The following is a 16,307-nucleotide window of genomic DNA, read 5'->3' on the forward strand; positions in this document are numbered from 1 at the left end:
CCGGCCCCGCGGACCGGCGCTCGCCGTTCTCGTGCCGATGAGAAGTTACCCATCGGCGGCTGCGGGCAACCGGTCTCTTCCGGTCGAACAAACGATCGGGCCCGGCAGCCGCCGGCCAGTTGCCGGCGGCCAGACCGCCCGACCAGGTGGGCGGGACGTTGTCGGCATCGCGGCTTACCATCAGTGGCCATGACGTCGAGCGAGCGAACCGCGGAGCGTGAGCATCACGCGATCCTGCTCGCCGAAGACGACCCGGCCATCTCCGATCCGCTTGCCCGGGCGCTGCGCCGCGAGGGCTACACCGTCGAGGTGACCGCGGCCGGGGCGGACGCGCTCAGCAGTCTCGACCGGGGCGGCTTCGACCTCCTGGTCCTCGATCTCGGACTGCCCGACGTCGACGGCTTGGAGATCTGCCGGCGGATCCGTCAGGACGGCGACAACGTACCCGTCCTCGTCCTCACCGCCCGCGCCGACGAGGTGGACACGGTAGTCGGGCTCGACGCCGGCGCTGACGACTACGTGGCGAAGCCGTTCCGCCTGGCGGAGCTGTTGGCGAGGGTGCGTGCGCTGCTGCGACGGGGTACGCCGGATGCCCGGACGGACCAGCCGGCGGGTTCTCCAAACGAGGGCGTACGCATCGACATCGAGTCGAGGCAGGCGTTCCTCGACGGTGCGGAACTCCACCTCACCGCGAAGGAGTTCGACCTGCTGCGAGTACTCTTCCGTGAGGTCGGGCGCGTCGTCACGCGTGACCAGCTCATGCGCGAGGTGTGGGAGACCACCTGGTGGTCCTCGACGAAGACGCTCGACATGCACATCTCCTGGCTGCGCCGCAAGCTGGGCGACGACGCTTCCCAGCCACGCTTCATCACGACGGTTCGTGGCGTCGGCTTCCGGTTCGAGCGCGAGTGAGGCGGGCCGGACCTCATGCGTACCCGCCTCGTCGTCACCACGGTCGTGATCGCCCTCGTCACCGCGACCCTCTTCGCCCTGCCGATCCTCGTCTTCAGCTGGCACTACCTCGGCAGTGGGTGGACCGAACGCCTCGCACTGCTCGGCTTCGGCATGGTCGCGGTGCTGGTCGCCGTCGCGATCGGTGTCTGGCAGGCGCGCCGGCTGTCGCGGTCGCTCGTCGAACTCGCCGAAGCGGCCGAACGGCTGGGTTCAGGTGACCCGCGCGGTCACCGCCACCGTTACGGCCTACCCGAGTTGGACCGGGTCGCCGACGCCCTCGACACGAGCGCCCGCCGGATCGCGGAGATGCTGGCGGCCGAGCGTCAACTGTCCCAGGATGCCTCGCACCAGTTGCGTTCGCCGCTCACGGCCCTGTCGATGCGCCTGGAGGAGATCCTCGCCACGAAGAACTCCGCCGTTGTGCGCGAGGAGGCGGCGATCGCCCTCGGCCAGGTCGAACGACTCTCGCATGTCGTCGACCGGTTGCTCTCCCAGAGCCGCGACTCCCACGTCGCCCGGCACACGCTGGTGGACGTCGACCAGGTCGTACGCCAACAGGTCGCCGAGTGGCGGCCCGCCTTCGACAGCGCGAACCGCCGGGTCGAGGTCACCGGCGACGACGGCCTCTCGGTCGCGGCGACGCCCGGCATGCTCGGCCACGTCCTCGCCACCCTGCTGGAGAACGCCCTGCATCACGGGGGAGGCACGGTCGTCGTACGCCGGCGTACGACCGGCAGCCCATCCGGCGGATCGGTCGGCAGTCAGCCCGGCGGCTCGGTCGTGGTCGAGGTGGCCGACGAAGGTCCAGGTGTACCCGCTGAGCTCGGCCAGCGGATCTTCGAACGCGCCGTGAGCGGGCGCAGCGGCACCGGGCTCGGACTCGCCCTGGCCCGCGACCTCGCCGAGGCAGGCGGCGGTCGCCTCGAGCTGATCTCGCGCCGCCCTGCCGTGTTCGCCGTCTTCGTGCCGGGCGAGAAGAGTACGGAAGCTCCAGCTCAGGCCGCGGTGGACACCCGGTCGTCCGGATCGGGATCGGAGGCCGGCGGTGGAGCGGGCGTGGCTCCGGCAAGGGCTGCCCGGAAGACGAAGCGGCGGTAGGACCAGAACCTCGCGAGCGTGCCGAGTCCGATGCCGACCAGGTTGGCGACCGTGTTCGACACCGGGTCGTGGAGAGCGAGTACGTAATTGACGAACGCGAGAATCGCCAGGTTGATCGCCAGCGCGGCGAGGTTCAGCACGAAGAAGAGGGTGTACTCGCCGATGACCTTCCGGCGTTCGGTGTGTCGCCAGGTCCAGTGCCGGTTTCCGAGATAGGCGACGACCGTCGCGAGGACGACGGAGATGGTGCGCGCCGTCAGCGGCTTCTCGTGGAGGATGCCGTCGCCGTCGATCCCGTAGCGCAGCAGGCTGAACCCGCCCATGTCCACGACGAACGCGACCGCACCGACGATGCCGAACTTCGCCACCTCATGGGCGAGGTGGCGCATCCGGCGAGCGAGCCGGTGCAGGAGCGACACGAGGCGACCTCGAGAGGTGGGGTGGGCTGGCCAGGCTTGTCAGGCCCCGAGCCAGGTGGGCGGGCAAGACCGCCGAGCCTACCGGCCGGACGTTCCCGACCCGCCTCACCCCGGCCCCGGCCGCCATGTGAGTATCCAGCTCGTGGCGGAGCGCGCGATCGAGGTCCAGGATGTGGTCCGGCGCAAGGCGGCCCACCTCGGCGAGCCGGGTGAACGGTGGCTGACGGAGTTGCCGGAGCTCATCGCCCACCTCGAACGACGGTGGGGAATCACCGTGGGTCCGGCGCTTGCCGGCGGGACCGCGTCGTACGTCGCGCGGGTGCGCACCGCAGACGACCGCGCCGCCGTGCTCAAGCTCGCCGTCCCCGAGCACGACGTCACCAGCCAGGTTCGGACGATCGAGGACGCGGCGGGCAGGGGCTACGTTGAACTCCTCGCCCACGATGTCGACCGTCACGCGATGCTGCTGGAGGCCCTCGGTCCGTCCATGGACCAGTCCGACCTGCCACCGGAACGCCAGATCGAGACGCTGTGCGCGACGCTGCGCCAGGCGTGGAAGGTGCGAAAGCCGCCCGGCCTCACGGTCACGCCGGCCGAGGAGAAGGCGCGCGGGCTCGCCGGCCTCGTCGAGCGGTTGTGGGAACGCCTCGACCGCCCTTGTCCGGAACGCGTCGTGGCGCGCGCACTGGAGTACGCCGAGCGACGCGCCGCCGCGTTCGATCTCGACCGGTGTGTGGTCGTCCACGGTGATCCTCATCCCGCCAACGCCCTACGGGTGCTGGCGGATCGGGCCGGGGCGGAGTCGGGGTTCGTCTTCGTGGACCCGGACGGGTTCCTCGCCGACCCGGCGTACGACCTCGGTGTCGTCCTTCGGGACTGGTGCCCGCAACTGCTCGCGGCGGATGACGCGCCCCGCCTCGCTCGCCGCTACTGCCGGCATCTCTCCGCCGCCACCGGGGTCGACGAGACCGCGATCTGGGAGTGGGGCTTCCTCGAACGCGTGTCGACGGGCCTTTACACGCTCAACTTCGGTGCCGAGGAACTCTCCCGCCCCATCCTCGACACGGCCGAACTGTTGGCTTGATTGGCTTGATGCCGCCGGCGCCCGTGCCCGGTGCGTTCTAGCTCTGGTGCGTACCAGCCAGCGCGAGGAACTCGCTGCGGGAGCGGTTGTCGTCACGCAGGACGCCCAGCAGGGTCGAGGTGATGGTCTTCGAGCCGACCGCCTGAACGCCGCGTAACGTCATGCACAGGTGTTCGGCCTCGATGACGACGCCGACGCCCTTGGGCGAGAGTTCGGTCGCCAGCCAGTCGGCGACCTGCTTGGTCAGGCGTTCCTGCACCTGCGCGCCATGGGCGAAGAGCTCGACCACGCGGGCAAGTTTCGACAGCCCGAGGATGCGGTCGCCGGGAAGGTAGCCGACGTGCGCGACCCCGACGAACGGCAGCAGGTGGTGTTCGCAGACCGACTTGATCGGGATGTCGCGGGCCAGCACCAACTCGTCGTACCCCTCGTCGTTCGGGAACGTCGTGAGGTCGAACTCGCGCGGGGTGAGGAGCTCGGCATAGGCGCGGGCCATCCGGCGCGGCGTGTCACGGACTCCTTCGGAGTCCAGCGGCATGCCGAGCGCTTCGAGGAACGCCCGGGCCGCCCGCTCGGCGGCGTCGATGTCACGTCCGGTGTTTTCGCGGACGACTCGCAATGGCGCTGTCACGGCGATCCCTACGCAACTCTCGGTGGGTGGTGGTGGTCGTGGTTGGTGGTGGTGGCCGGGGTCCATCGTGCCCTGGCGAGGGAAGAATTTCAACAATGACTGTTGGTGATAATCTGCTGACATGGCCGGCCCCGATGACCGTACGTGGCTCGCCGTGGCGACGTTGGTCGACCACGGCCGGCGCGCTCTCTATGACTACGTCCGCGGCCAGGACCATCCGGTGACCCGCGACGAGGCGGCCGGCGCCACGTCGATGTCGCACAACCTGGTCGCCTTCCACCTCGACAAGCTGGTGGACGCCGGGCTGCTGCGGGCACGGTACGAAGCGCCCGCCGGGCAGCCGCGCGGCCGGGGACGGGCACCCAAGGTGTACGAAGCCACCAGCCAGGGTGTCGCGCTCACGATCCCCGAACGCAGGTACGCGCTGGTCGGCGAGATCCTCGCCACCGCCGTCGCGGAGGCTCCCACGGACGCTCGGACGGCTGCGCTGCAGGGTGCGTACGAACGCGGGGAACAACTCGGGAGCCTCGTTCGCGGGCAGACCCTCGAACGCGGCCCAGCCGACGGACCGCTGGAGCAGGTCGTCGCGTTGCTCGCCGAGCTGGGCTTCGAGCCGGCCCTCACTCCGGCGGAGGATTCCGACTCGCCCGGCCGCCTTTCCGTCCGCAACTGCCCGTTCCACGCACTCGCGCAGTGCCAACCGGAGCTGGTCTGCAGCCTCAATGTCGCGTTCGTCCGTGGTCTGCTCTCCGGGTTGGGGACCAGCGGCCTCGTCGTCGATCTCGCACCCCGTCCTGGGCACTGCTGCGTCGAGGTCCGCGGGGAGTGTCGCGCTGAGCCGGCGGCAACCCGTGGGCATCGCATGGGTTAGCCTCCGGTGCGTGTCCAAGCTCGTCGGCGTACCCACGGTCGGCATGATCGGGGGCGGGCAGCTCGCCCGCATGACCCACCAGGCGGGAATCGCCCTGGGTGTCAACTTCCGCTTGCTCGCCGAATGCCCGGATGTCTCCGCGGCCCAGGTCGTCCGCGATGTGCAGGTAGGTGACTATCGCGACCTCCGGACCCTTCGGACGTTCGTCGCGGGGTGTGACGTGGTGACGTTCGACCACGAGCACGTGCCGACCGAGCACCTGCATCGGCTCGAAGCGGACGGCGTCGTGTGCCGGCCCGGGCCGGACGCCCTCGTCCACGCCCAAGACAAGGGCGCGATGCGCGACCGTCTCACCGCGCTCGGCCTACCGTGCCCGCGCTACCGCGCGGTCAGGAACGAGGACGACCTCGACGTGGTGGCCAAGGCCCTCGGCGGCTGGCCGGTGGTCCTCAAGACCGCGCGTGGAGGGTACGACGGCAAGGGTGTGTGGGTGATCGACAACGCCTACGCCGGCGACATCGGAGAGATCTTCGCCGCCGGTCAGCCCATGATCGCCGAAGAGCGGGTCGACTTCGCCAGGGAGCTGTCCGCCGTGGTGGCCAGGTCGCCGTCCGGACAGGCCATCGCGTACCCCATCGTCGAATCTGTCCAACGCGGCGGGGTTTGCTACGAGGTGATCGCCCCCGCGCCCGGACTGCCGGAGGACCGTGCAGTCGAGGCGCAGCGCATCGCGCTCCGGATCGCCGGTGAGCTGGGTGTTGTGGGGATCCTCGCGGTGGAGCTGTTCGAGACCCGCGACGGCCGCATCCTCGTCAACGAACTGGCGATGCGCCCCCACAACACCGGGCACTGGAGTATCGACGGCGCGGTCACCAGCCAGTTCGAGAACCACCTGCGCGCCATCCTCGACCTGCCGCTTGGTTCGCCGCGGCCGCGGGCACCGTGGACCGTGATGGTCAACATCCTGGGCGGTCCGTACGCCGACATGCACAAGGGTTTCCTGCACTGCCAGGCACGCGATCCCGACCTGCGCATCCACCTGTACGGCAAGGAGGTCCGGCCTGGGCGCAAGGTCGGGCACGTCACCGCCTACGGCGCCGACCTCGACGACGTCCGCGCACGTGCCCGGCACGCCGCGGCCTACCTCACGGGAGAGATCGATGAGTGACGGTACGACCGGACCAGCGGAGGCTGCCGTCGTCGGCATCGCGATGGGCTCGGACTCCGACTGGCCGACGATGCAGGCTGCGGCGAAGGTCCTGGACGAGTTCGACGTGGCGTACGAAGTACGCGTCCTCTCGGCACACCGGATGGCGAAGGCGATGCTCGACTACGGCGAGACCGCGGCGTCGCGGGGGCTCCAGGTCCTCATTGCCGGCGCCGGTGGCGCCGCCGCTCTTCCCGGCATGCTGGCGAGCGTGACGCCGCTTCCGGTGATCGGCGTACCCGTGGCACTCCAGCATCTCGACGGCCTCGACTCGCTGCTGTCGATCGTGCAGATGCCGGCCGGGGTCCCGGTCGCGACCGTGGCGGTCGGCAACGCCCGCAACGCCGGCCTGCTCGCGGTTCGGATCCTGGGAGCAGGCGATGTCGCCTTGCGCGACCGGATGGCCGGTTTCCAGGCCGACCTCGAATCCCAGGCCCGGGCCAAGGGCGACGCGCTCGCCGCCAAGCGGGTGAGGCGCGTCGGATTCGGCAGCTGATCAGGTCCAGCCGCGAAGCTTCTCCGGTGTGATGCGGATGGTGACGGAGTAGGTGTCGGCGAACTCGTCGTACGTCACGCCGAGGCGTTCGAGGTGGTCGGCGTACTTCGGCACGAACGCCTCCCGCTCGGCGTCGCTGGGACCGGCCGGGTCGATGCGCGCTGTACCGTTCACGATCACGATGTTGCCGCCCTGACCGTCGCTGTCCAGGTGGAGCGCGACGCGCGGGTTGGCGGCGATGTTGCTCAGCTTCGGCTTGTCCGGCTGGCTGGACAGGACGAGCTCCCGGCCGTTCCAGAGGAACCAGACCGGTGTCGGATGAGGCATACCGTCCGGGCTCACCGTGACGAGCCAGGCCAGCGTGTCGTGATCGAGGCGCTTCTCGACGTGGGAGCCGAACTCGGTCGACGTGTCAAGAGTCAGCATGGTGGTTCCCCCCTGGATGTGTGGCTGGTCGCCCGCGCCGTTCGGGTCACTCGCGTCCGAAGTAGCGCGGCCATTCGATTGCCGGGCACCGATCCATCACCATCGCGAGGCCGGCGTCGGTCGTCTCGGCGAACGCGTCGGGATCGACCACGCCGAGCTGGAACCACACCGCTTTCGCACCCGCCTCGACGGCCTCCTTCGCGATCGGGCCGGCGAGTTCGGAACGTACGAAGACGTCGACACAGTCGATCCCGAACGGTACGTCGGCAAGGCTTGCGTACCCCTGCTCGCCGTGGACGGTCGGCGCCGACGGATGGATGGGTACGATCCGCTTCCCGCGTTCCTGAAGGAACCTCGCCACGGAGTACGCGGCCCGGTCGGTGTTGGTCGAAAGCCCCACCACCGCCCAGGTCTGGCATCCGGTAAGGATCCGGCGGATAACGTCAGGGTCGCCCCAGGATCGGCTCATGTTCTCGATCCTGCGTCCAGCTCCGGTCTTGTGCCAACAATCCGCGACCTTGTTCTACCCTCGCCTCGGCGGCGGGCCCCTGTGGGCGGCGGCGAGACCCTAGGGGCGGCCGAGGCCGCGGTAGGTCCAGCCGGCCCCTCGCCAGGTCTCCCGGTCGAGGCAGTTCTGCCCGTCGAGGACCTTCTTGTCGGCGACGACCTGCGACAACACCGCCGGGTCGAGCTCGCGGAACTCCTGCCACGCGGTGAGGTGCAGGACCAGGTGCGCGCCGCGGCACGCCTCCATCACCGAACTCGCGTAGCGCAACGTCGGGAACGACCGGCGCGCGTTGTCCATCGCCTTCGGGTCGTAGACGCTGACCAGCGCGCCGTGCAGGTGGATCCGGCCGGCGACGTTCAGCGCGGGGGAGTCACGGATGTCGTCGGTGTTGGCCTTGAAAGCAGCGCCGAGCACGGCGACCTTCTTGCCGATCCACTGGTTGTCGAGGATCTCCGCGGCGACGTCGACGACCTTCTGCCGCCGCCGTAGGTTGATCGCGTCGACCTCCCGCAGGAACGTCAACGCCTCCTCGGCACCCAGCTCACCCGCGCGGGCCATGAACGCCCGCAGGTCCTTGGGCAGGCAGCCTCCGCCGTAACCGAGGCCGGCGTCGAGGAACTTCCGCCCGATCCGGTCGTCGTAGCCGAGCGCGTCGGCGAGCACCGTGACGTCGCCGCCGGAGACGTCGCACAGCTCGGCCATCGTGTTGATGTAGGAGATCTTGGTCGCGAGGAACGCGTTCGCCGCCGCCTTGACCAGCTCGGCCGTGGCGTAGTCGGACACCACCACCGGGGTCCCCGCCTCGATCTGTGCCGCGAAGACGTCACGCAGCATCTTCTCCGTCCGCTCGGTACGTACGCCGAAGACCAGACGGTTGGGCCGAAGCGTGTCCTCGACGGCAAGTCCCTCGCGGGTGAACTCCGGGCTGAAGGCCAGCTCCACATCCCCTTGGTCGCCCACCAGGCCCGCGACCCCCTCGGCGAGGCGTCCGGTCGTCCCCACCGGCACCGTGGACTTGATCACGATGAGCGCCGACCGAGTGAGCCGCGGCACCAGGTCGCTGAGGATGACCCGATCGACATAGGACATGTCGGCGGCGTACTCGCCGTCTCGCTGCGGAGTGCCGACGCAGACGAAGTGGACGTCGCCGAACTCCGCCGCTTCGTCGAAGGAGGTGGTGAAGCGCAGCCGGCCAGACTCCACGTGCTTGCGCAGCAGCGGCTCGAGCTCGGGCTCGAAGAACGGCACCTGTCCTTCTGACAGGGCAGCGACTTTGGCCGGGTCGACATCGACACCCAGCACCTCGAAGCCCAGCTCGGCCAGACACGCCGCGTGGGTCGCGCCGAGGTAACCGGTACCGAGGACGGTGATGCGGTAGGTCACGGGCTCAAGCCTCCAGCAGGTCCGCGGACGCGATGCGATCGTCAGGGCAGCGGCCGCGCTCTCGAATGGCGGTGCAAGGGGCACATGTGGGGCGTTGGCCCCGCCGACCGGCAGGCTACCGCACGAGCGCGTCAAGCGTCCCGCTGCTCGGCGTGATCGGTTGGTGGCGCTGTGGTGACAACTCGGTAACGTGCGCGCGACCATGGGATGGCCGACGGCCGGCACAACGCCGACCACGCAAGTTACCTCGAAGTAGTATTCGGCAGAACGCGGACGTCCCATCAGGAGGTAGTCCCGTGAACGACACCCCACTGTTCGCCGTCACCCCGGAGCACGAGGCGATCCGCGAAGCCTGCCGGGCGTTGTGCCGAGACAAGGTTGCTCCGCACGCGGCCGAGGTCGACCGGGAGGCGGCCTTTCCGGCGGCTGCCTACGACGCGCTACGGGCCGCTGACTTCCACGCCCCGCACATCCCCGAGGCCTACGACGGAGCCGGCGCCGACGCTCTCGCCACCGCCATCGTCATCGAGGAAGTGGCGGCGGCCTGCGCTTCCAGCTCGCTCATCCCGGCGGTCAACAAGCTCGGCACGATGCCGTTGCTGCTGGCCGGCTCCGAGCCGCTCAAGCGGCGCTACCTCCCGCCGGTGGCCCGGGGCGACGCCATGTTCTCGTACTGCCTGTCCGAGCCCGACGCCGGAAGCGACGCCGGCGCGATGAAGACCCGCGCCCGTCGGGACGGGGACGGCTGGGTGTTGAACGGCGTCAAACGTTGGATCACCGGCGCCGGAGTGTCGGACTACTACACGGTGTTCGCCGTCACCGATCCGCCGGCGGGGGATTCGAGCGGTGGTACGACGTCCGCGGAGGCGACGCGCGCACCGATCTCCGCGTTCGTCGTCGAGAAGTCCGACCCCGGGGTGAGCTTCGGCGCCCCGGAGAAGAAGCTCGGCATCAAGGGCTCACCGACCTGTGAGGTCTACTTCGACGACGTTCGTCTCCCCGCGGACCGTCTCATCGGCACCGAGGGGGAGGGCTTCAGGCTCGCGCTGCGTACCCTCGACCACACGCGGGTGACGATCGCCGCGCAGGCCATCGGCATCGCGCAGGGATCCCTCGACTACGCGATCGGCTACGTGAAGGAACGCCGGCAGTTCGGCCGCCCCGTCGCCGACTTCCAGGGCGTGCAGTTCATGCTCGCCGACATGGCCATGAAGCTCGAGGCCGCCCGGCAGCTCACCTACGCCGCCGCCGCCCGCAGTGAGCGCTCCGACACGGACCTGGCGTACTTCGGCGCCGCCGCCAAGTGCTTCGCCTCCGACGTCGCGATGGAGGTCACGACAGACGCCGTACAGCTGCTCGGCGGATACGGCTACGTCCAGGACTATCCCGTCGAACGCATGATGCGCGACGCCAAGATCACCCAGATCTACGAGGGTACGAACCAGATCCAGCGCGTCGTCCTCGCCCGCCACCTGCTGAAGTGACTGCGCATGTCGGGCGCTGACGCGATCGACGCCTTGAAGACATAGGCCGGGCCCGTTGCCTTCCGCGGTGGCACGGGGGGACCACCGGCAAGGATCAACGGGCCCGACAGGGTGGGTAACGCTCGACGGCGATCAACGGTTACTTCGGCGACCGCTCATGGACACGTATTCGCGTTACCGTTGCGTGACCTCTTTGCCGACCGTTAGAGAGGCCGGTCGCCACGCCGATGGCGCGGCCGACTCACGCGCCGAACGCGGCGGTCGGGTTGTCGACCAGCAGCTGGCGGTGCCAGGAGCGGTCGAGGAGCGGCAGCAGGTCGGTGTGCAGGAACGTGTAGCCGAGGAACTCCCCGCCACCCTCCTCGCCGACGTGGTACCACCCGCTGTCGTTGGCGACGAGCGTGCGGCCCAACAGACCGGCCGCCGCCATCCGTTCGACGCAGCGGCGCTGCCACTCGACGGCACCAGGCCGTAGGCCGTCGAACTCCACCCACGCGCCTGCCCGCGCGACGCGCTCGTGGAACTCCGGGTTCTGCTCGGCCTGCGCGTGCACCCAGACAAAGCGTTCGGCCGGTACGCCGACCTCGGCGAACAGCTCCAGCTGCTGCACCGCCGCGACACCGGCCGTCGTGTGTGACGCCACGGTGAGTCCGGTCTCGCGCGAGGCCAGTGCCGCCGCGCGGACCAGGGTCCGGTCGAGGTCCTCGAGCGCTCCGTCGCGGACCGCCGTCTTGATGAACCGCGGCCGCATTCCGGCGATCCCGTCCCGATGCTCGGCCACGAACCGCGCCGCCAGCTGCTCCGCGGTGAGTTCTCGTGCGTAGGACGGAACTCCCACCCGGTCGGCCGCGCCGTAGACACCGGTGTTCGTCCAGATGTCGATCCCGCTCGCGTCGGCGAGCCGGGCGAGCAGCGCGGGGTCGCGACCGAGATGGTTCGGCGTGCACTCCAGCAGTCGCCGGCAGCCGAGGGAGTACGCCTCGGCGAGCTTGGGCAGCGCGAGCCCGAACACCTCGTCGGCGTCGTAGCTGCCGGGACTCACCACTCCGCCGAAGTCGACGAGGACGTGTTCGTGGGCGAGCACCGCGTCAGGGACGACGATCGGCTCACTCAATTCCCCTCCTCCGACTTCGGCACCTTGGGGATCAGACTTGGTGGGATGATCGCGTCTTCCTTCAGTGCGTTGAACAACGCGAGAGCCTTCTCCGTGTCCCACTTCACCGCGCTGCCGACCCGTGTGCTGAGTCCCGGGTCGGCGATAGGCACCGTGAGTGTGGTCCCCTTGCCGGACGACACCGCCCGCATCGCGAGCGCGAACCGCGCCAGGTCGAAGACCCCTGTCGAGTCGCCGACGGTGAGGGCGTCGCCGTAGGCCATGCCGACGCGCGTGTAGCGGACCGGGTTGAAGATGGTCGAGGCGGTGAGGGTCTCCTTCATCACCGCGGACATGAACTGCCGCTGTCGTTCGACCCGACCGAGGTCGCCGAGCGGGTCGAAGTAGCGGGCACGGACGTAGCCGAGCGCGTTCGGTCCGTCGAGCTCCTGGCATCCCTTCGGCAGGTCGATGTGCGCCTTCTCGTCCTTGACCGCCTTGGGCAGGCACATCTCCACGCCGCCCAGCCCGTCGACCACACTGACGAAGCCGCCGAACCCGATCTCGACGTATCCGTCGACCCGCAGTCCGGTGACATCCTCCACGGTCTGGGCGAGGAGCTTCGGCCCGCCGAAGCTGAACGCGGCATTGATCTTGTTCCGGCCATGGCCCGGGATGGGGACGTAGGAGTCGCGGGGGAGCGAGACCAGCGTCGGGGGCGCAGTGGTGTTGGGCACGTGCAGCACCATGATGGTGTCCGTGCGCCGGCCGCCGGCACTCCCGGTGCCCAGTCGGTTCTTCTCCTCCGGCGTGAGACCTTCCCTGCTGTCGGAGCCGACGATGAGGTAGTTGGTGCCGGAGCCGTCCTCTGCCCGCTCGTCGGTCGGTTCGAACGCCACCTTGTCGACCCGTCCCCAGGCGAGGACAGGTACACCGACGAGGATCAGGACGTACGCCAGGATGATCAACAGGATGACGCGGAACGGACCGATCCGCCGCCTGCGTCGCGGGATCCGGGTGAGTCGTGGTCCATCCGACCCAGGTCCGCCCGGCGGCCGCAGCGGCGAACGTCCCGGAGGCGGCTCGTTGTAGTCCTCTGACAGCTCGTCGTAGGGAGACCTTCGGCGGGCGCCGTAACCACCCTGGCTGTAGCCGCCCTGCTGGCTCGCCTGGCCGTAGCCGTCGTGGCCGTAGCCGCGTTGGTCGTAGCCACCCTGGCCGTAGCCCTGCTGGTCATAGCCGGCGCGCTGGTCGTAACCCCCCTGACCGTAGCCACCCTCGCCGTAGCCCTGCTGGTCGTAGCCCTGCTGGTCGTAACCCTGCTGGTCGTAACCCTGCTGGTCGTAACCCTGCTGGTCGTAACCCTGCTGGTCGTAACCCTGTTGGCCGTAGCCGGCGCGCTGGTCGTAACCCCCCTGGCCGTAGCTGTCCTGCCCGTAGGGGTCCTGGCCATAGCCCTGTTGGCCGTAGCCATGCTGGCCGTAGGCGTCCTGACTGTAGCCCTGCTGACCAGAGCCGGACTGGCCGTAGCCATGCTGACCAGAGCCGGACTGACCGTAGCCCTGCTGACCGTAGCCGGGCTGGTCGTACGCACCCTGGCCGTACCCACCCCGGTCGTACGCACCGGACTGGCCCTGCGGGTAACCACCCTGGCCTTCCCCGGCCGGGGGTGGGGCGGGCTGCGTCTGGTCGTACGGGGACGCGCTGGAACGCGGTGGGCGGGTACGACGTCCTGTCGCGCTCGGACGTCCGGACTCGTCGTAGAGCCAGTCGTACCGTGGGCTCTGTCCCGGTTCGCCGGATTCGTCGGGTTCTGGGTGATAGCCGCGGTTCGGCATGAGGGGCACGGTACCGGCTGAACGTCGAAGTAGCACGATCGGTGACAGGTCGACATGGAGCGGCGTGGCGATTCTGGCCGTCGTATCCCGTGTGTTGGTATGACCAGTGGCCGACAGCAACACATGGGGGAGCGACGCCGGATCATGGTCGAACGTGGGGAGGGCCGGCACTTCCGGCGTGCGGTGACGCTGCTGCTGATGACCCTGATGGTCCCCGGCTCGGCGCAACTCGTCGCCGGCAACAGACAGGTGGGACGGATCGCCCTGCGCGTCGCGGCCGGTGCCGTCGCGGTGGGCGCGCTGCTGGCGTTCATCGGCCTCGTGTCGCCACGCGCTCTCGTCTCGATCCTTGCCGATCCCGGACTTCTGCGCGTCCTCCAGCTCCTGCTGGTCGGGCTGGCGCTCGGCTGGCTCGGGCTGTTCCTGGACGCCTGGCGGCTCGGCGGGCCACTGGGCCTGCCGCAGAAGCAGCGCCTGACGTCGACGGTCATGACGCTCGGCCTGTCCGTCCTCGCGGTGAGCCTCGTACTCACCTCGTCGCACTACGTCGCGGTGGCGCGCCAGTCCCTCAAGGGCGTGTTCGCGGGGACCAAGGTGGTGGATCCGTACGCCGGCCGCTACAACGTCCTGCTGCTCGGAGCGGACGCCGACGCCGACCGGGTGGGCCTGCGTCCCGACAGCATCACGCTGGCCTCCGTCGACGAGAAGAGCGGCCGGACGACGCTGTTCAGCTTCCCCCGCAACCTGCAACGGGTGCCGTTCCCGCGCGGCACCGTCATGCACAAGGCGTTCCCGAACGGTTTCAGCTGTGGGAATGAGTGCCTGCTCAATGCCATCTACATGTGGGCGACCGAGCACAAGTCGTTGTTCGGCAACCAGGTGGCGGACCCGGGCATCGAGGCGATGAAGGACGCCGTACGCGGGATCACCGGCCTCGACGTCAACTACTACGCGCTCATCGACCTCAAGGGCTTCCAGGAACTCGTCGACGCGGTGGGTGGAGTGACCATCGACGTCAAGCGGGACGTGCCGATCACCGGCCCGGGCGGCGAGCTCCGCGCCACGATCAAGGCCGGGCCGCAGCGACTCGATGGTTACCACGCCCTGTGGTACGCACGGTCGCGCAGCGACTCGAGCGACTATGACCGGATGGCCCGGCAACGGTGTGTGATGGCGGCGATGCTGCACCAACTGGAGCCAGGAAACGTCCTGTTGAAGTTCCGGGAGATCGCGCGGGCAGGTGAGCAGATCGTGTCGACCGACATCCCGGCGAGCGAGCTCGACACCATGACCGGGCTGGCGATGAAGGCGAAGCGGGCGAAGATCACCTCCGTGCAGTTCGTCCCGCCGCTCATCATGACCGCCCGACCTGACTACCCGCTGATCAGGCGTACGATCCGGGCCGCGATCGACGAGTCGAAGGACCGCGGAGAGTCGCAGAGCTCGGCCCGGTCATCGTCACCCAAGGCATCGGCCGCGACCGACGGCGCCGGGAGCCCTGCGTCATCGGACGGGCGGCGGGACGACGCCGCGACGCCTGGCCCGAGCAGGACACCGAGCTCCCACGTCGATGACCTCGATCAGGTGTGCACGGCCGGATAGGAGCGGCCCGCGGCGATCGGTAGGTTGTAGCCCGTGAGCCGCGAACCCGACGACTCCGGCGCCGACTGGCCACCGGTCTCGGTCATCATGCCGGCCCGCAACGAGGAGCGGCACCTGCGAGCGGCGGTCGGCCAGGTCCTCGCCCAGGACTATCCGGGCGCGGTGGAACTCGTGGTCGCGGTCGGCCCGTCGGAGGACCGGACCGAGGAGATCGCCCGCGAGATCGACGCCGCCGATGACCGGGTTCGGGTGATCGCCAACCCGGCCGGCATCACGCCCAGCGGGCTCAACGTCGCCATCAAGGAGGCGGCGTACGACGTGATCGTGCGGGTCGACGGGCACGGCATCCTGTCGGCGGGTTATCTCAGGCGTGCGGTCGAGGTGCTCCGGGCGACCGGTGCGGACAACGTCGGTGGCGTGATGGCGGCCGAGGGCGAGACGCCGTTCGAGCGGGCGGCGGCGCGAGCCTACACCAGCCCGCTCGGGCTGGGCGGCGGGCGGTTTCACGTCGGTGGCGAGCCGGGGCCGGTCGACTCGGTCTACCTCGGTGTCTTCCGGCGCGAGACGCTCGAGAAGCTCGGCGGTTTCGACGAGACGTTCGTCCGCGCCCAGGACTGGGAGCTCAACTTCCGCATCCGGGCCGGCGGTGGCACGGTCTGGTTCACCCCTGAGCTCCAGGTGACCTACCGGCCGCGACCTGACCTTCGGGCGCTGGCCCGGCAGTTCTACCTCACCGGCCGCTGGCGCCGGGTGATCGGCCGACTGCACCCGGGTACGTTCAACATCCGCTACCTCGCCGCGCCGACCGCGGTCGCCGGATGCGCAGTCGGCATCGTCGCCGGCCTATTGGGGTTGCTCGCCGGGATCCCGCTGCTGGTGGCGGCGTTGGTGATGCCGGCGGGCTACCTGCTGTGCGTACTGGCCGGATCCGTCCTGGCGGGACGCGGCCTTGACTCGCGGGCGAAGCTCTGGCTGCCGGTCGTGGTGACCACCATGCACATGAGCTGGGGGCTGGGTTTCCTCCTGAGTCCTCGCTCCCTCGCCCCCCGCGGCTCGGGGGCGGCTCGCACTCCCTGACGCCTCATTTGCTGGTGGCGTTGTTGTAGGCCTTGGTGACGGTTTCTGCGTCGTCGTCCATTTTGATGGTGCCTTTGTCGAGCCAGATGGCGCGGGTGCAGGTTTTGGTGATGGTGTCGAGGCTGTGGCTGACGAG

The 16,307-nt window shown here is 69.4% G+C and carries 16 protein-coding genes; 9 read left to right on the plus strand and 7 right to left on the minus strand.

Annotated features, from left to right (window positions below; genetic code table 11):
* The first annotated feature begins 189 nt into the window (after positions 1-189).
* Both ABN028_RS27285 and ABN028_RS27290 read left to right on the plus strand, forming a co-directional pair.
* The gene (locus ABN028_RS27285) at positions 190-912 is read left to right on the plus strand and encodes a response regulator transcription factor (RefSeq protein WP_349698600.1); all 723 of its coding nucleotides are present in this window, start codon (positions 190-192) and stop codon (positions 910-912) included.
* A 15-nt stretch (positions 913-927) separates the two neighbouring features.
* On the plus strand, positions 928-2,052 hold the full coding sequence (locus tag ABN028_RS27290) for a HAMP domain-containing sensor histidine kinase (RefSeq protein WP_349326980.1): 1,125 nt from the start codon (positions 928-930) through the stop codon (positions 2,050-2,052).
* Here the strand turns inward: ABN028_RS27290 and ABN028_RS27295 are convergent.
* Positions 1,950-2,471: a GtrA family protein gene (locus ABN028_RS27295; protein WP_349326981.1), complete on the minus strand. Its 522-nt coding sequence runs from the start codon at positions 2,469-2,471 to the stop codon at positions 1,950-1,952. The two genes, ABN028_RS27290 and ABN028_RS27295, sit on opposite strands and share 103 nt — an antisense overlap.
* A gap of 142 nt (positions 2,472-2,613) precedes the next feature.
* On the opposite strand from ABN028_RS27295, the gene ABN028_RS27300 reads away from it, so the two are divergent.
* Positions 2,614-3,555, plus strand: a complete 942-nt coding sequence (locus ABN028_RS27300) for an aminoglycoside phosphotransferase family protein (protein ID WP_349698601.1) — start codon at positions 2,614-2,616, stop codon at positions 3,553-3,555.
* A gap of 37 nt (positions 3,556-3,592) precedes the next feature.
* Here the strand turns inward: ABN028_RS27300 and folE are convergent, their stop codons facing one another.
* Positions 3,593-4,186, minus strand: a complete 594-nt coding sequence (gene folE, locus ABN028_RS27305; RefSeq protein ID WP_349326983.1) for a GTP cyclohydrolase I FolE — start codon at positions 4,184-4,186, stop codon at positions 3,593-3,595.
* 121 nt (positions 4,187-4,307) lie between these two features.
* On the opposite strand from folE, the gene ABN028_RS27310 reads away from it, so the two are divergent.
* From ABN028_RS27310 to purE, 3 genes are read left to right on the plus strand one after another with little or no spacing between them, the layout of a single operon-like run.
* On the plus strand, positions 4,308-5,057 hold the full coding sequence (locus ABN028_RS27310) for a helix-turn-helix transcriptional regulator (protein ID WP_349698602.1): 750 nt from the start codon (positions 4,308-4,310) through the stop codon (positions 5,055-5,057).
* 43 nt (positions 5,058-5,100) lie between these two features.
* A complete protein-coding gene (locus ABN028_RS27315) occupies positions 5,101-6,225 on the plus strand; it encodes a 5-(carboxyamino)imidazole ribonucleotide synthase (RefSeq protein ID WP_502879217.1) in 1,125 nt (374 codons plus the stop codon).
* Positions 6,218-6,760: a 5-(carboxyamino)imidazole ribonucleotide mutase gene (purE, locus tag ABN028_RS27320; protein WP_349698604.1), complete on the plus strand. Its 543-nt coding sequence runs from the start codon at positions 6,218-6,220 to the stop codon at positions 6,758-6,760. The genes ABN028_RS27315 and purE overlap by 8 nt, the downstream gene beginning before the upstream one ends.
* Here purE and ABN028_RS27325 read toward each other — a convergent pair whose 3' ends face one another.
* The 3 genes from ABN028_RS27325 to ABN028_RS27335 all read right to left on the minus strand — a co-directional run bounded on the left by ABN028_RS27325 (position 6,761) and on the right by ABN028_RS27335 (position 9,077).
* Complete coding sequence (locus ABN028_RS27325) at positions 6,761-7,186, minus strand: TIGR03667 family PPOX class F420-dependent oxidoreductase (protein WP_349326987.1); 426 nt, start codon at positions 7,184-7,186, stop codon at positions 6,761-6,763.
* Between the two features lie 46 nt (positions 7,187-7,232).
* The gene (locus tag ABN028_RS27330; protein WP_349698605.1) at positions 7,233-7,655 is read right to left on the minus strand and encodes a CoA-binding protein; all 423 of its coding nucleotides are present in this window, start codon (positions 7,653-7,655) and stop codon (positions 7,233-7,235) included.
* A gap of 99 nt (positions 7,656-7,754) precedes the next feature.
* Entirely contained in the window at positions 7,755-9,077 is a 1,323-nt protein-coding gene (locus tag ABN028_RS27335) for a UDP-glucose dehydrogenase family protein (RefSeq protein WP_349326989.1), read from the minus strand.
* Between the two features lie 296 nt (positions 9,078-9,373).
* On the opposite strand from ABN028_RS27335, the gene ABN028_RS27340 reads away from it, so the two are divergent.
* Entirely contained in the window at positions 9,374-10,561 is a 1,188-nt protein-coding gene (locus ABN028_RS27340; RefSeq protein WP_349698606.1) for an acyl-CoA dehydrogenase family protein, read from the plus strand.
* Positions 10,562-10,802: 241 nt separating this feature from the next.
* Here ABN028_RS27340 and ABN028_RS27345 read toward each other — a convergent pair whose 3' ends face one another.
* Positions 10,803-11,675, minus strand: coding sequence for a phosphotriesterase family protein (locus tag ABN028_RS27345; protein WP_349326991.1), 873 nt, complete (start codon positions 11,673-11,675; stop codon positions 10,803-10,805).
* Entirely contained in the window at positions 11,672-13,492 is a 1,821-nt protein-coding gene (locus ABN028_RS27350; protein ID WP_349698607.1) for an LCP family glycopolymer transferase, read from the minus strand. Before ABN028_RS27350 ends, ABN028_RS27345 begins: the two co-directional genes overlap by 4 nt.
* A 99-nt stretch (positions 13,493-13,591) precedes the next feature.
* Here ABN028_RS27350 and ABN028_RS27355 point away from each other — a divergent pair, with 99 nt between their 5' ends.
* The gene (locus ABN028_RS27355) at positions 13,592-15,094 is read left to right on the plus strand and encodes an LCP family protein (protein WP_349698608.1); all 1,503 of its coding nucleotides are present in this window, start codon (positions 13,592-13,594) and stop codon (positions 15,092-15,094) included.
* A 33-nt stretch (positions 15,095-15,127) separates the two neighbouring features.
* The gene (locus tag ABN028_RS27360; protein WP_349698609.1) at positions 15,128-16,171 is read left to right on the plus strand and encodes a glycosyltransferase family 2 protein; all 1,044 of its coding nucleotides are present in this window, start codon (positions 15,128-15,130) and stop codon (positions 16,169-16,171) included.
* Positions 16,172-16,307: the final 136 nt, after the last annotated feature.

It is taken from the genome of Actinopolymorpha sp. B17G11 (assembly GCF_040196095.1).
Taxonomy (GTDB): domain Bacteria; phylum Actinomycetota; class Actinomycetes; order Propionibacteriales; family Actinopolymorphaceae; genus Thermasporomyces.

Bases quoted from the DNA above. Each gene is read 5' to 3' on its own strand.
- ABN028_RS27325 (WP_349326987.1), bottom strand. From the start codon at position 7,186: ATGCTGACTCTTGACACGTCGACCGAGTTCGGCTCCCACGTCGAGAAG.
- ABN028_RS27310 (WP_349698602.1), top strand. From the start codon at position 4,308: ATGGCCGGCCCCGATGACCGTACGTGGCTCGCCGTGGCGACGTTGGTC.
- ABN028_RS27355 (WP_349698608.1), top strand. From the start codon at position 13,592: ATGACCAGTGGCCGACAGCAACACATGGGGGAGCGACGCCGGATCATG.
- ABN028_RS27315 (WP_502879217.1), top strand. From the start codon at position 5,101: ATGATCGGGGGCGGGCAGCTCGCCCGCATGACCCACCAGGCGGGAATC.
- purE (WP_349698604.1), top strand. From the start codon at position 6,218: ATGAGTGACGGTACGACCGGACCAGCGGAGGCTGCCGTCGTCGGCATC.
- ABN028_RS27330 (WP_349698605.1), bottom strand. From the start codon at position 7,655: ATGAGCCGATCCTGGGGCGACCCTGACGTTATCCGCCGGATCCTTACC.
- ABN028_RS27290 (WP_349326980.1), top strand. From the start codon at position 928: ATGCGTACCCGCCTCGTCGTCACCACGGTCGTGATCGCCCTCGTCACC.
- ABN028_RS27285 (WP_349698600.1), top strand. From the start codon at position 190: ATGACGTCGAGCGAGCGAACCGCGGAGCGTGAGCATCACGCGATCCTG.
- ABN028_RS27350 (WP_349698607.1), bottom strand. From the start codon at position 13,492: ATGCCGAACCGCGGCTATCACCCAGAACCCGACGAATCCGGCGAACCG.